Origin of the sequence: Peribacillus sp. NPDC097895, from assembly GCF_050277555.1 — a bacterium.
Classification (GTDB): domain Bacteria; phylum Bacillota; class Bacilli; order Bacillales; family DSM-1321; genus Peribacillus.
The window spans coordinates 641,295-655,851 of the sequence record NZ_JBNNSH010000001.1 but is presented as its reverse complement, the minus strand read 5'-3'; the positions used below and the strand labels follow the sequence as shown (position 1 = coordinate 655,851).

The window sequence follows — 14,557 nt, the reverse complement described above, 5'->3', positions numbered from 1 at the left end:
ATAGTTAGTCATTTCTCTTTAAAAACTTTAATAATCCATCCGTATCCTTTGCATTAAGGACCGTTGCTTCTTTAATCCAGCCCTTCTTGGCCGAAGACACACCAACAGGCATATGATCAAGCATATCAATGCTGTGGGCATCGGTATTGATTACAATCTGAACGCCTGCTTCCTGTGCCTTGCGCAGATGGGGAGGTGCCAAATCCAATCGGTTCGGATTCGCATTCAATTCCAAGGCAGTATTCGTGTCGCGTGCCAGTTCAATCAGCATTTCTATATCAACATCATATCCGGAACGTTTGCCGATAATCCTTCCCGTTGGATGGGCGATGATATCGACATGCGGATTATTCAAAGCTGTTTTTAAACGCTCCATGATCGTTTCACGAGGTTGTGAAAAACTTGAATGGATCGATGCGATAACCAAATCCATCTCAGCAAGCAGCTCATCGTCATAATCAAGTGTCCCATCAGGAAGTATATCCATTTCAATCCCCGAAAGAACGGTAAAATCATCGTATTTTTCATTCAGTTCATGGATGATGCGTTTTTGTTCACGTAAACGTTCCACAGTCAATCCGTTCGCCACTTTCAAATATTGCGAATGATCGGTAATGGCCATGTATTGATAACCTTTGGCACGGCATGCTTCAATCATTTCTTCAATGGAATAAGCCCCGTCACTCCATGTGGTATGCATATGCAAATCACCTTGAATGGCCTCTAACGATATGAGAGGTTCCTTTGCATCATATTGCTCCACTTCCGTTCCGTCTTCTCGTAATTCTGGGGGAATGAATGGAAGACCGAAGTGTTTATAAAATTGTTCTTCCGTTTCGAACGTCAATATCTCACCTGTTTCAGCCACTTCCACCCCATATTCGCTGATTTTTTCTCCGCGTTCTTTAGCCAGCTGGCGCATACGCACATTGTGATCTTTCGAGCCAGTAAAATGATGGAGTGTTGTGATGAATTCCTTATCTTTCACAATTCGGAAATCGACCGAAATATCATATTCATAATCAAGCACGACCGATACTTTTGTATCACCGGCCGCAATCACTTGCTTAATGCCCGCTAATGCAAGAAGCTGATTCTTAACTTCTTCGGGATGATCTGTCGAGATGATGAAATCGAGGTCCTTGATGGTTTCCCTCATGCGACGGATGCTGCCTGCTCTGGATGAACGGAAGATATGTTCCATGTTGGCAAGGGCGGTTTCAATATCATCCGCTATCGGTCTCATGAAGGCAAGTGGAAGCCGATCAGGCCTTGAACCTGCCTCGGCAATTGCAGCCAGGATTTTCTCTTCCGTTTTTTTGCCGAAACCGGCAAGCGCCGCGACCCTGCCTTCTTCACAGGCGGTTTTAAGATCATTCACATCATTGACCTGCAGCTCTTTATGAAGTTTGGCGATTTTCTTCCCGCCCAAACCTTGAAGTTGCAAGAGCGGAATCAACCCTTTTGGCACCTGCTCCTGAAGCTCTTCAAGTACGGTAGATTTCCCCTCATTGATATACTCTTCGATGACGGAAGCCGTTCCTTTCCCGATTCCATTTAATGCGGTAAAGTCTTCGATGGCCGCCAGACTCCGATCATCCGTTTCCAAGGCTCCCGCTGCTTTGCGGAAAGCTGAAACCTTGAACGGGTTCTCTCCTTTTAATTCCATATATATTGCGATTTTTTCTAATAATCTAATGATATCTTTTTTATTTATTGTCATATTTTTCACCGCCGAAAAAATTAATTGGGTGTCCCTTGTTTACTTTCTTAAAGATACCTTTCTTGGAGGTAAAGTACAAGCAGTCCGATTCTTACCTTTCGAATCAATGTGGTGGTAGTTACTTGCTGCTACATAAAAAGCCTCCCATTCAAAGTATAAGAATCTATGACTTTGAGAAGGGAGGCAGGCCCTCGTATACTATCATAAAGATTGATTTACATTATGAAACCAAAGTTCTTTCACTTTCTCGGAAAGGAACGGCGTATGTTTCACGATGGTTTCTGCCAGAAAAGAACCTGTTAATGGTCTCTGAATGGAATCCATTGGCAGCATGGCAGCTATGTATAATATAATAAACATGATAAGATAGATTTCGATAAAACCCAATATCCCGCCACCCCAGCGATTCAGCTGTTTTAAAATTGGAATATGTGTAATGAAATTGAGCATGGATCCTATCATTTGCCAAAGTATCTTGGCAACAAAGAAAATGATCGCAAAGGAAATCGCGTTGTAATACGCCGTTTCAAGCCCGACTGTTTCGAAAAACATAGTAAGGGTCGAGGATTCACCCATCGTTGGAAATGGAATCCACAATTTCAAATTGGGAGCAAGGTCTCCATAAAACACATATGCGACGATGAAGGCTACTATGAACCCTGTCATATGAACCGTTTGTAAAATGAAGCCACGCTTTAAACCGATTAATAAACCGATTAATAGAATGGCCAGAATTGCTAAATCAAGCATGTACTCAGTCCTTCTCTCTCTTTAATTCCAGTTGAAGCTGGTCTAGTTCATCTTTTAATTTAATATATTCGTGGATGGTATTCACGGCGGTCAGTACCGCTAGCTTACTTGTATCCAAGTATGGATTTTTCATCCTGATCTCTCTCATTTTTTCGTCAACCATCGAAGCGACCAGGCGCATATGACTTGCGCTTTCTGTACCGACGATTGTATATGGTTGTCCGTATATATCAACTGTTGTTTTATTTCGTTTATCGTCTGACAAAATGATGCCCCCAATCTAAACAATCCTAATTCTATCATATCATGAACTTTTTCGTCATGAAAGAGAGTACAACGTCATTTCTTGTATAAAAAATGCAATAATTTGTCAAATGAAAACGACCTTAGGATGAAGATTACCTTAAAAATAATATGAAGTTAGGAGTTATCCATTATGTCACATGTTGTTTTAGTTATCAGTCCTGCACAAATACAGGCGATGAAATCTCATTATTCCGCTTCCTTAGCCGCCAAACTGCCCCCAGGGAGCATCTTTTCCGCCAAACCGCCGCTATGTACGGTAACCGCCTATAAATCAGGAAAAGTACTCTTTCAAGGGAAGAATGCTGAAATAGAAGCAGTAAAATGGCAACAAGGTGCGACTGCTGCCACTCCAAAGAAAAAAACAGCATCATCCGCATCAGTCAACGTCCATCGCTATTCACCACCTGCAAATATCGGAACCATGTCAGTAATCGGTTCTGATGAAGTCGGAACAGGGGACTATTTCGGCCCAATCACCGTCGTCGCTGTCTATGCAAAAAAGGAGCAACTCGCATTATTGAAAGAACTTGGTGTCCAGGATTCTAAAAATCTGAAAGATCCACAAATCATCGAAATTGCCAAACAGATTAAGGATGTGGTGCCTTTCAGCCTACTCACGTGCGACAACCCGAAATATAATGCGCTTCAGGCAAAGGGTATGTCTCAAGGAAAAATGAAGGCACTCCTCCATAATCAAGCGATCAAACTTCTTATGGAAAAAATCCAGCCAGAACACGCGGAGGCCGTCCTTATTGATCAATTCGCTCAACCTGATGTATTTTTCAATTACTTGAAAGGCCAAGAACTATTTCAGGCAAACGCCACCTATTTGTGTACAAAAGCGGAAGGGATACACCTTGGCGTAGCAGCTGCTTCCATCCTTGCACGATATGCATTCGTCAAACGCTTTGATTTGCTGAGTGAAAAAGCCGGGTTCAAAATCCCTAAAGGAGCCGGCTCTGCAGTCGATGAAGCGGCAGCAAGATTGATACATGAAAAAGGAATCGATTCATTGCACGAATTCACAAAAACCCACTTTGCCAATACAGAAAAAGCGAAGCGATTATATCAAAAGAAATATCATAAATAAGCGAAAATGGGCTGTTCTTCCGTGAACAGCCGCCATTTCTGTAAGAACGATTAATAAGGGCATGCTTTACTCGTGAGTTCATAAAAAGACAGCTTCCCATGATTTCTGGGAGCTGTCTTTTTGTTTTTATCCTCTTAGTTCTGCGCCAGCCTTTTCTTTCACGGCTTCAAGAACTTTTTCATGTGCTTTCGTAATGTCCTCGTCCGTTAGCGTACGTTCCGGATCGAAGTATTTCAGTGAGTAGGCAATGGATTTCTTGCCTTCCTCCATTCTTTCGCCTTCGTATAAATCGAAGATGCTTACTTCTTTGAGTAGCTTGCCTCCGGCTTCTTCAATAATACCTTGAATGTCACCAGCTTTTGTCGCTTGATCCACAACAAGCGCGATATCGCGTGTTGTCGATGGGAAGCGCGGAATGGTTTCATATGCAATAGGCGCCACTTCGGCTTCTGACAGCGCTTTTAAGGAAAGTTCGAAAATATATGTTTCTTTAATATCCAAGTCTTTTTGGACAGTTGGGTGCACTTGGCCGATAAAGCCGATCACATTTCCATTCAATAGTACTTCGGCAGTACGTCCTGGATGCATGTCATTGATTTCCGCTTGGCGGTAACTGATTTGGTCAGCTAATCCCAGTGTATCGAATAACGCTTCGATCACGCCTTTAGCAACAAAGAAATCCACTGGTTTCTTTTCCCCTTGCCATAGGTGCGCTTCCCAAAGGCCTGTGATGGCTCCTGCAATATGTTCTTTCTCTTCAGGAAGCTCTTGTCCGTCCTTCTTAAAGAATACTGAACCGATTTCATACAAAGCAAGTGAATCAAGTTGGCGAGCATTATTGTATTTCACGACTTCTAATAATTGTGGCACGATGCTCAAGCGCAGTTGGCTCCGTTCTTCACTCATTGGCATTGCCAAACGAATGGATTCGCGAGTTTCCAACGCAAATTGGGAAGCTTTTTCCTCGCTCGTCAATGAATAGGTCACTGCTTGATAAAGGCCTGCGCCTTCAAGTGTGCGGCGAGCTTTCCGGCGTTTTATTTGATAGTCTGTCAGTTGGCCTGGAGTAGCCGAACCGATCGGCAGTGTAACGGGAATGTTATCATATCCATACAAACGTGCCGCTTCTTCAACTAAATCTGCTTCAATCGTGATATCACCACGGCGTGTAGGCACAGTGATCGTGAACGTTTCATTGTCAAGTTCCACTCCGAATTGCAGGCGTTTGAAAATGGACTCCACTTCAGCTACGGTCATGCTCGTTCCAAGAAGGGTGTTGATTTTTTCAAGTGTGATGCTAATGACCGCTGGTTCCATTGTCAATTCATCAACTTCAGCTGCTCCTTGTAAAACGGTTCCGCCAGCATATTGTGCAATCAATTGTGCCGCACGTTCTCCAGCTTCACGAACACGGGCCGGATCGACGCCTTTTTCAAAGCGGGCACTTGCTTCACTGCGTAAGCCGTGGTCTTTTGATGCTTTACGGACTACTGTGCCTGCAAAATATGCACTTTCAATAATGATATTCGTTGTATCATTTTTCACTTCGGAATCGGCTCCGCCCATCACACCTGCTATCGCAACCGGCTCGGTGCCATTTGTGATCACTAAATGATTTTGTGTCAAAGTGCGTTCGGCTTCATCCAATGTTACGATTTTTTCAGCATCTTTCGCTCTGCGGATGACGATTTCCTTTGAACCAAAGCGATCATAATCAAAGGCATGCAGCGGTTGACCGTATTCAAGCAGGATGTAGTTCGTGATATCGACCACATTATTATGAGGTCGGATACCTGCAGACATTAGCCGAGTCTGCATCCAAAGCGGCGATGGCCCGATTTTTACACCTTTGATGATTTTGGCGATGTATAGCGGGTTATCCTCTTTCGCTTCCACTTTGACACTGATGTAATCAGTTGCTTTTTCAGTTACTTCTTCTTTCTCGATAACCGGCCATTTCACTTCCCGGCCAAGAATGGCTCCCACTTCGTAAGCAACACCAAGCATACTCAATGCATCAGAACGATTTGGAGTCAGCCCAAGTTCCAGTACTTCATCGCTTAAACCAAGCTCTTCCAATGCATCTTTACCTACCTCGACATCATTTGGGAAGACGAAGATACCTGTTGCATAATCCTTGGACACGAGTTTGGATTCGAAGCCCAATTCTTGAAGCGAGCAAATCATCCCGTGCGATTCTTCACCGCGAAGTTTCGCTTTCTTAATTTTGAAATTGCCTGGAAGGACTGCCCCGACAGTTGCGACTGCAACTTTTTGGCCTTTATCGACATTCGGTGCTCCACAGATGATTTGAACGGGATTTTCTGCCCCGATATCAACTAGGCATTTATTCAATTTATCCGCGTTAGGATGCTGTTCACGTTCAATAACATGCCCGATGACCACTCCTTTAAGCCCTTCGCTTTTCTTTTCCACCCCTTCAACCTCAATGCCGCTTTTTGTGATTTTGTCAGCAAGCTCCGTTGCATTGATGCCTGAAAGGTCAACATAATCTTGTAACCATTTATATGACACAAACATGGTAGGTCCTCCTTTATAAAATAAAAATTTATGCTTCGTGATGGTTGAATTGTTTTAAGAATCGAACATCATTCGTATAGAAGTGACGGATATCATCCACGCCATATTTCAACATGGCAATCCGTTCCACGCCAATTCCGAATGCAAATCCAGAGTATTTCTTGGAATCGAATCCAGCCATTTCAAGGACGTTCGGATGAACGATCCCGCCGCCAAGCACTTCGATCCAGCCTGTTTGTTTACAAACGCTGCAACCTTTTCCGCCGCAGATTTTACAAGAAATATCCACTTCAACTGAAGGCTCTGTAAATGGGAAGAAACTTGGACGAAGACGGATTTCACGGTCTTGCCCGAATACTTTTTTCGCAAAAACTTCAAGTGTACCTTTCAGGTCGCTCATGCTGATGTTCTCATCGATGACCAAGCCCTCAATTTGCTGGAATTGATGGGAGTGTGTGGCATCATCATTGTCACGGCGGTATACTTTTCCTGGGCAGATGATTTTAACAGGACCTTGTCCTTTATGTTTTTCCATCGTTCTTGCTTGAACCGGTGAAGTGTGAGTACGCATCAAGATTTCATCCGTAATGTAGAAAGAGTCCTGCATATCACGCGCCGGATGGCTTTTCGGCAAGTTAAGTGCCTCAAAGTTATAGTAGTCGCTTTCGACTTCCGGACCTTCCGCAACGGTATACCCCATACCGATGAACAGGTCTTCGACTTCTTCCACGACACGTGTTAATGGATGAAGATTCCCCTTGTTAACCGGACGTCCTGGAAGTGTGACGTCTATCGTTTCTGTTGCTAGCTTTGCATTGACAGCCTCAGTTTCAAGAGCTTTTTGTTTCTCTTCAATCTTTGTAGCGATCGCTTCCCGGACATCATTGGCAAGTGCCCCGATTTTCGGACGCTCTTCAGCTGACAATTTACCCATGCCACGCAATACCTCAGTGATTGGTCCTTTTTTCCCTAAATAAGCAACTCGGACTTCATTCAGTTCCTTTAATTCGGAAGCTGCGGCCACTTTTTGCAACGCTTCTTCCTGCAGTTCTAATAAACGTTCCTGCATCATGTCTTCCTCCTTTATTTTCCTTTTAAAAAAATGAACACAAAAAAACCTCAATCCCAGAAAGGGACGAGGTTTATGTATCGCGGTACCACCCTTATTAGTGCACAAACAAACAAACTACGCACTCACTTCATAAAAATAACGGCTCTTCACCGGAACATTTTTCGGACTATATGTCTTCCCAATGCCAACTCGAAAGGTGAATTCCCTTAAGCAGCGCCATAAAAATGCTTTCAGTCGAGGCATTTTTTCCCTGGATATGGATAACTTAAGTTACTATTCTTTGTCATCGTTGTTTTCATTATAAAATTCTGTTTTATTATATTATAATTCGTCGGCCGTTTCAAATTGATTTTCGTAAATGGTACATTAAAATCCCGGCGGCGATCCCCACATTCAATGACTCGCTTTTTCCGTAAATGGGAATATAAAGGTTTTTCGTCGTTTTCTCCAGTAATTCCTTCGATACGCCTTTGCCTTCATTACCGACCAGCAGGGCAAATCGGGAGGTCTTTTCCACTTCTTCAAATGGTGAAGCCCCTTCAAGAGCCGTGCCATAAACCGGTGTGCCGCGCTCTTTCAGCTCATCGATGATATCTGCAAGGTTCCCTTTGATGACAGGCATATGGAATAGGCTTCCTTGCGTCGAACGGACCACTTTAGGGTTATACAAGTCTGCACAGCCTTCGCCAAGAATGACCGCATCGATCCCTGCCGCATCCGCGGTCCTGATCATCGTTCCAATATTTCCTGGATCCTGGACAGCATCAATCAACAATAGTTTATCCGGATTAATGGATGTCATGCTCATTGACTTCTGTTCACAGACCGCCGCAATTCCTTGTGGTGCCTCGGTATCGCAAATCGCTTTCATAATATCATTTTTGACATAAATGACTTCTGCGCCTTCCAGTTTAAAATGAGCAGGCATTTCTGTTTCTTCATTGATGATCACTTCCATGACGATATCTACTTTTAAAGCTTCTTCAACAAGGTGAAAACCCTCGACTAAATATTTCCCTGTTTTATCTCGCTCTTTTTTCGTCAATAGCTTTTTCCATTGCTTCACTTGCGGGTTTTTTACGGATTCGATATATTTCAAGGGTAAACGCTCCTTTAATTTCACACTGATTTTCCTATTATAACGCAATTCACATACATATTGCATGCCAGTTTGTGAAATGCTATTAATGTCAGTCATTATGTGTTAGAGGAGGAATAAATGTGAACTTAAACCTACGTAATGCGATCATCCAAAATGTAAGCGGAAATTCGCAAGATCAGCTGGAAGACACGATTGTCGATGCCATACAGAATGGCGAGGAAAAAATGCTTCCTGGCTTGGGAGTATTATTCGAGGTCATCTGGCAAAATTCATCAGAGCAGGAAAAACAGGAAATGATCACTACCCTAGAATCAGGACTAAAAAAATAACAGCCCTCGCAGGCTGTTATTTTTTTGATTCGCTTACTTCTTTATCGGTACTACTTTATCATGGCCAGCCTTCAGTTCTTCAATGGACACTTCTTCATCGAGCAGCAAGATGAATTTTTTTGCGCTCACTTCTTTAAGCATCGCTTTTGTCTCAGCAAATGAGTAGCCGTATTTCGTAAAAAAGCTGCGTAAATCTCCAGATCCTTCATCTGTGAAGTAGTGGAAGATTCTTAAAAAAAGAGTGTCCTCCTTATCCTGATTGGCGATGATCAGGATATCCGTATGTTCATTTCCAAGCTGCACATCATTTTTTATATCAGCTGCTACTGTCATTTGGGTGCCAGTCACGCCTTTAGCTTGTAATTCTTGAATTGCAGCAAGTAATTCCGGATTAGAGTCAAAAACACCATATACGTTTTTTTCCATGTTTCTCCCCCTCCTTGTTACTCTACATAAAATAAAATTCCTTTGTAATTATACCTTGCCGCTTTAACAATAAACAAGCAAATAGTCTAATGGGGATTCCTAACTAATGAACGAGGGAGCCCTTTGCCTAAAGGTTTTTTAAGAAAATAACTGACTGTTTCAGTTTGTAGATAAAAAGGGTTCGGAAAATATATCTTTCATCAAATGATGTTCCTGATCCAACTGAACCAAGCAAACCTTCAACTCCTTAGGTATGATTTGTATCTTTTATAACAAAGTTGCATTGGAGTGGAAGGTGCGAGACTCTGCGGCAAAAGCGAGTCTAAGGGAGACCCCACAGCCGAAAAGAGCGTTGAGGGTGGACCGCCTGCGGAAAGCGAGTGCCTGGTATGGAAATCAACGTCCAAATTTTACAAGCCATAAAGAAACTGTAGACAAACTCGATTTTCATCTAGTTTGTCTACAGTCTGAACAGCCTTGTTCAGGCTGTTATTTTGCGTATTACAGATTGTCGGTATTAATTCTATTTTTGATATATTCATCCCTCAAATCTTCCTCTTGCTGCCCGCTGGCATTCGCTAGTGTCCCTTCATAATTCCCTGGCTTTTGCTCCTCATATTTTTCGGTGGAGTTCCCCCTGATTTCCCTTTCTTGGGCTCGCCTCGTATCCAGCTCTTCGTTATCAAAGATGTTGGCAGAATTTCCGTGAAGTTCTTCGCTTCTTCCGGGCTGTGCTTCCACTTCCCTTGTTTGAAAGGCATTCGTTGTTGTCTCCGGAAAAAGGTTCGGATCCGGATTGTTCACCACACCTGTTTTCAGCGGATTATCTGTAAATAGTTCGTCCTGATCCTGCCAGCCGTTGAAAGTCACTCCTTCTCTTGTTGATGCGGTATCAGTTTCATCTAAAAGAATCAGGAATTTCCCTGCCTCCACTTCGTTTATATAAGCGGTCGCTTCACTATCGGCAAGCCCTAAATCACCTAGTCGGTTCCTTATATCTTCAGAACCTTCGTTCAGGAAGAAGTGTTTCATCTTATCTATGAAGGAAACTTCACTTGAGTTGGTAACGACATCTACATCCGGATCCCGCTTTTCATTCACAAAATCCAAATCTCCTTTTTTATCAGCTATTACGGTTATTTTCCCTTCATGAACTCCCTTTTCCTTGAGCGATTGTATGGTCTGAGTAACTTCCGTATTCGTACGAAAAACTCCATATAATGTTTTTCCCATGCATCTTCCTCCTCGTATTATTCCGATATTTCTTCTTATGTGTATTTATACCCTGATGGGTGCTAATTAAACAAAAAATGACCCTTTAAAGGTTTACCTGACCTAGATTCGAACCTTTAATCAGTCTTTAAAATCAAAAAGAAACCTGCAGTTTTTATAACTGCAGGCCATTTCCTTCACTCTTAGAAGCGGTCGCTTCTACTTCCAATTGCCTTTTTCTCATTCACGATCGATTCATCTGTACTATCAAGCTGGATATCTTCCTTTTTAAGCGTATCCTGAACTTGTTCCGTTTCTTGTACAGCATGTTTCTTGATGACTATTTCATCTGTGACAACCGGTTTTTTTGAAACTTCCAACTGTTCTTCCACAACGGGAATACGTAAGGTTTCTCCATCTTTAATGCTCCCGGTTTCCAGATTCGATTCACGACCTTGTCCGTTCACTCCATATATATCTTCTTTATTTAATGCATCGTTTTTTTCAGTACCGTTATAAAGTGGGTTGGTGGAGTTTGTATCGAGCCTTGTACCGGCGGTGTCCGTTGTTCCAGTCGTGAATTTATCCTTTTCCATTCCAAAGTGGCCTTCACTTTCATCGACAAGAACCAGGACTTTTCCGTTTTCTACATCAAAGACATGTTCCGCCGCTTCACTATTCGAAAGACCTGCATTTGCCAATCTTGTTGAAAGGTCTGCCGTATCATCCGGCATGAAGAAACGTGCCACCTTGTCCATAAATGATTCGTCGCTAGGTATATTCGTCATAGTATGAACATCCGTTTCACGTTGATGATTCGTGAAATCCAAAGTTTCTTCCTTGTCTGCGACGACCGTAATATCGTCCCCTTCAAACCCCTTTGCCTTAAGTGCATTAATTGCTTGGATCACTTCTGCATTTGATTCATATACTCCATATACTGTTTTATTCATTTTACATTCCTCCTTAGGTTTTGTTGTTTCGTTAAGTGGATGCTATATATAAACACTACCCACCATGCTCCTAAGTAAACGAGGAATCATTATTTCATTTTTGTTATATCATTTACAATTCGTTCTCAGCACAGGCCGTGCCTTCAAATGAATTCTAGGCTATACAAGGGTTTCCCCATTTTTAAAATTGTAATGTTTAACCAAATACTGCTATTCATTATTTTCATATACTGCTTGAAATCTTTTTTCTTCTATTATAAAGCCACGGCCTCCATTAGCAGGTCCACAATATGCACCGCTTTCGTACACTCCCCCAAGTTTTCCCTCTCGATTCCCAATTGCATTTGCAGCAAACAACCAGGGTTTGCCGTGACAACTATATCCGCCTGAGTCGATTTAGTGTGCTCCATTTTCGAGTCGAGAATATTCATGGACATTTCTGATTCAACGATATTGTAAATACCTGCCGAGCCGCAGCACCGATCCGCATCCTTCATTTCCCTGAAATCGATTCCTTCTATCGATTGTAGGAGAATCCGCGGAGCCAGGGAGGTATTCATTACATTCCGTAAGTGACAGGAATCTTGAAAGGTTATGGATTGAGCTGGCAGCTTCAGGCGAACCTTTTCATGAAAACGCAAATCAACAAGAATTTCACTAATATCTTTCATCTTATTCTTAAATGCGATTGCACGATCGTGCCATACCGTTTCATCCTGAAGCAAATGGTCATAATCAGTGAGAAAAGCCCCACAACCGCCGGCATTCGTAATAATATAATCAACTTCGTCCGCTTCAAAAGCTTCAATATTACGCTTGGCCAGTTGCTTTGCTCCTTCTTTTTCACCACTGTGCCCATGTAATGCTCCGCAACAAGCCTGGGATTTTGGAATCACGATTTCACATCCAGCAAGCTGAAGAAGCTTTAGTGTGGCCTTGTTCGTTTCCAAAAACATCGTATCCATTAAGCAGCCTGAAAAGAATGCCACCTTTTTCAATGCAGTTCCAATTGCAGGCAGTTCGGTTGGTCTATTTTTCATTTCTGATTTTTTTGGGACTTTCGGCAGCACTTTTTCCATGGTTGCCAAATTATCCGGAAGCATGTTTAAGACTCCCGTTTTTCGGGCCATGTATTGCAGGCCTGACCTTTGATAGAAGCCAAGCAAACTAGTCATGGTCTGCATTCGCTCCTGATGCGGGAATAATCCACTAAAAACGGCCTTACGGATTGTTTTTACAGGGAAACTGTGCCTTTTATTCTGATGGATGATATCCCTTGCTTCTTCGAGAAGATGTCCATACTTCACACCAGAAGGGCAAACAGGCTCACAAGCCCTACAGCCGAGGCATAGGCTTAATGAACGTTCGACATCTTCGTCTGGCTCGATCACACCATCCGTCACCGCTTTCATAAGTGCAATCCGGCCCCTTGGTGAATGGGATTCCTTTAAACCCGATTCAATATATGTCGGGCAATGGGGTAAGCAAAAGCCGCAGCGCATGCAATTCAATAATTCATCTTCATTCATTTTCTCCGCGAATTGAGTGGCAATGGTTTCCCTTTCCTGAACGGTCGTCATGAAGATACCACCACCCTTTTCCTGCTCTCCTTGGCAAATACTTTGCCGGGATTCATGATGTTATTAGGATCGAATGCTTGTTTTATCGCTCTCATGGCGGCAATTCCTTCTTTCTTCAACTTCCATTCAAGATATGGGGCCTTCATCTCTCCCACACCATGTTCTCCGGTAATCGTCCCGCCAAGGTCGATTGCCACGGCAAAAATGTCGGCAAAAGCGAGCTCCACTCTCTCCATTTCATCATGATCACGAGCGTCAGTAATGCAAGTTGGGTGGAGGTTCCCATCCCCTGCATGACCGAATGTACATATGTTCACGTTATGCTTACTGGCGATTTCATTAATCGCTCTGACCATTTTGGCAATTTCCGATCGAGGAACGGTTGCATCTTCCAAAATAGTCGTAGGCTTCAGGCGTGCTAGTGCGGAAAGGGCTGTACGTCTAGCCGTTTTCAAGGCAGTTGCGTCAGATTCCGTTTCGGCAATTTCCACGGAAACAGCCTTCTCCTCTATACAGATATCGGCCATCCTTTTCATATCACGGTCAACCACTTCAGGGGGACCATCCTGTTCAATCAGCAGCACCGCTTCCACATTGGTGGGCAAACCGATCTTCGCGAATTCCTCTACCACGATCAACGTCGGCCGATCCAGAAATTCAAGAGTGACAGGAATGATTTTGTTTGAAATGATCTTGGCCACTGATTGAGCTGCAGCATCCAGATCTTGATATAGGGCAAGCATCGTCTTTGTCGTTTCCGGAATGGGAATCAGTTTTAAGGTCGCTTCCGTAACGATACCAAGTGTTCCCTCGGAGCCGACGAAAAGCCTCGTTAAATCATACCCTGCTACATCTTTGGCAAGCTTGCCCCCTGTTCGAATGATGTCCCCATTTGGAAGGACCACTTCAAGCCCGATGACATAATCACGGGTGACTCCGTACTTTAACCCTCGAAGACCACCAGAGTTTTCATTAATGTTGCCGCCAATCGTGGAGATTTTCATCGAACTTGGATCGGGCGGATAAAACAATCCCTTCTCTTCCACTGCTGATATCAAGTCCAATGTGATGAGCCCAGGTTGTACCGTCGCCGTTAAGTTTTCCTGATCTATTTCAAGCAATGAATTCATTCGGTTGAATAGTAGGACAAGCCCACCCTTTGTCGGGCATGTACCTCCGCTCAAATTCGTCCCCGACCCGCGTGGAACGATTGGAACCTTGTATTCGTTGCAAACCTTGACAATGGCTGCCACCTCGGTTGTGGAGCCCGGTTTAATGACCGCATCCGGCATCGCTTGATACCCTGGTGTAGCATCATAAGAATAGACAAGACATTCCACTTTCGACTCATCGTAATTTTCCTGACCAACGATGTTAATAAGTAGTTGCTTAACCTGCTTTGTTAACATATACATCCCCCTCATATAAAAACTACATTCGATATTTTTCATATGATTCAAGTATAAGGAATAA

At 43.2% G+C, this 14,557-nt stretch carries 13 protein-coding genes and 1 other annotated feature; of the genes, 2 read left to right on the top strand and 11 right to left on the bottom strand.

From position 1 onward, the window contains the following. Positions 1-4 precede the first annotated feature (4 nt). The 3 genes from polX to zapA form a co-directional block, all read right to left on the bottom strand. Positions 5-1,723 (bottom strand): DNA polymerase/3'-5' exonuclease PolX, encoded by a 1,719-nt coding sequence (polX, locus tag ACQKMH_RS03065; RefSeq protein WP_427586026.1) that lies wholly within the window; start codon positions 1,721-1,723, stop codon positions 5-7. A gap of 201 nt (positions 1,724-1,924) precedes the next feature. Then, complete coding sequence (locus ACQKMH_RS03060) at positions 1,925-2,473, bottom strand: CvpA family protein (protein ID WP_427586025.1); 549 nt, start codon at positions 2,471-2,473, stop codon at positions 1,925-1,927. Between the two features lie 4 nt (positions 2,474-2,477). After that, entirely contained in the window at positions 2,478-2,738 is a 261-nt protein-coding gene (gene zapA / locus ACQKMH_RS03055) for a cell division protein ZapA (RefSeq protein WP_048678967.1), read from the bottom strand. A 171-nt stretch (positions 2,739-2,909) separates the two neighbouring features. Here zapA and rnhC point away from each other — a divergent pair, with 171 nt between their 5' ends. Continuing rightward, on the top strand, positions 2,910-3,869 hold the full coding sequence (gene rnhC / locus ACQKMH_RS03050; RefSeq protein ID WP_427586024.1) for a ribonuclease HIII: 960 nt from the start codon (positions 2,910-2,912) through the stop codon (positions 3,867-3,869). Positions 3,870-3,995: 126 nt separating this feature from the next. On the opposite strand, the gene pheT is transcribed toward rnhC, so the two are convergent. From pheT to ACQKMH_RS03035, 3 genes are all read right to left on the bottom strand, one after another. Then, complete coding sequence (gene pheT, locus ACQKMH_RS03045) at positions 3,996-6,410, bottom strand: phenylalanine--tRNA ligase subunit beta (protein WP_427586023.1); 2,415 nt, start codon at positions 6,408-6,410, stop codon at positions 3,996-3,998. A 28-nt stretch (positions 6,411-6,438) separates the two neighbouring features. Then, a complete protein-coding gene (gene pheS / locus ACQKMH_RS03040; protein ID WP_427587494.1) occupies positions 6,439-7,479 on the bottom strand; it encodes a phenylalanine--tRNA ligase subunit alpha in 1,041 nt (346 codons plus the stop codon). A gap of 59 nt (positions 7,480-7,538) precedes the next feature. After that, positions 7,539-7,778, bottom strand: a binding site (T-box leader). A 44-nt stretch (positions 7,779-7,822) separates the two neighbouring features. Further along, positions 7,823-8,581: a TrmH family RNA methyltransferase gene (locus ACQKMH_RS03035; RefSeq protein WP_427586022.1), complete on the bottom strand. Its 759-nt coding sequence runs from the start codon at positions 8,579-8,581 to the stop codon at positions 7,823-7,825. Positions 8,582-8,703: 122 nt separating this feature from the next. Here ACQKMH_RS03035 and sspI point away from each other — a divergent pair, with 122 nt between their 5' ends. After that, the gene (gene sspI / locus ACQKMH_RS03030; protein ID WP_427586021.1) at positions 8,704-8,913 is read left to right on the top strand and encodes a small acid-soluble spore protein SspI; all 210 of its coding nucleotides are present in this window, start codon (positions 8,704-8,706) and stop codon (positions 8,911-8,913) included. 33 nt (positions 8,914-8,946) lie between these two features. Here the strand turns inward: sspI and ACQKMH_RS03025 are convergent, their stop codons facing one another. The 5 genes from ACQKMH_RS03025 to glcD form a co-directional block, all read right to left on the bottom strand. After that, positions 8,947-9,339 (bottom strand): hypothetical protein, encoded by a 393-nt coding sequence (locus ACQKMH_RS03025; RefSeq protein ID WP_427586019.1) that lies wholly within the window; start codon positions 9,337-9,339, stop codon positions 8,947-8,949. A 501-nt stretch (positions 9,340-9,840) separates the two neighbouring features. Next, entirely contained in the window at positions 9,841-10,572 is a 732-nt protein-coding gene (locus ACQKMH_RS03020) for a general stress protein (RefSeq protein ID WP_427586018.1), read from the bottom strand. A 182-nt stretch (positions 10,573-10,754) separates the two neighbouring features. Further along, positions 10,755-11,504, bottom strand: coding sequence for a YsnF/AvaK domain-containing protein (locus tag ACQKMH_RS03015; protein ID WP_427586017.1), 750 nt, complete (start codon positions 11,502-11,504; stop codon positions 10,755-10,757). Positions 11,505-11,758: 254 nt separating this feature from the next. Next, positions 11,759-13,084: a (Fe-S)-binding protein gene (locus tag ACQKMH_RS03010; RefSeq protein ID WP_427586016.1), complete on the bottom strand. Its 1,326-nt coding sequence runs from the start codon at positions 13,082-13,084 to the stop codon at positions 11,759-11,761. After that, the gene (gene glcD / locus ACQKMH_RS03005) at positions 13,081-14,493 is read right to left on the bottom strand and encodes a glycolate oxidase subunit GlcD (protein WP_427586015.1); all 1,413 of its coding nucleotides are present in this window, start codon (positions 14,491-14,493) and stop codon (positions 13,081-13,083) included. The genes ACQKMH_RS03010 and glcD overlap by 4 nt, the downstream gene beginning before the upstream one ends. Positions 14,494-14,557: the final 64 nt, after the last annotated feature.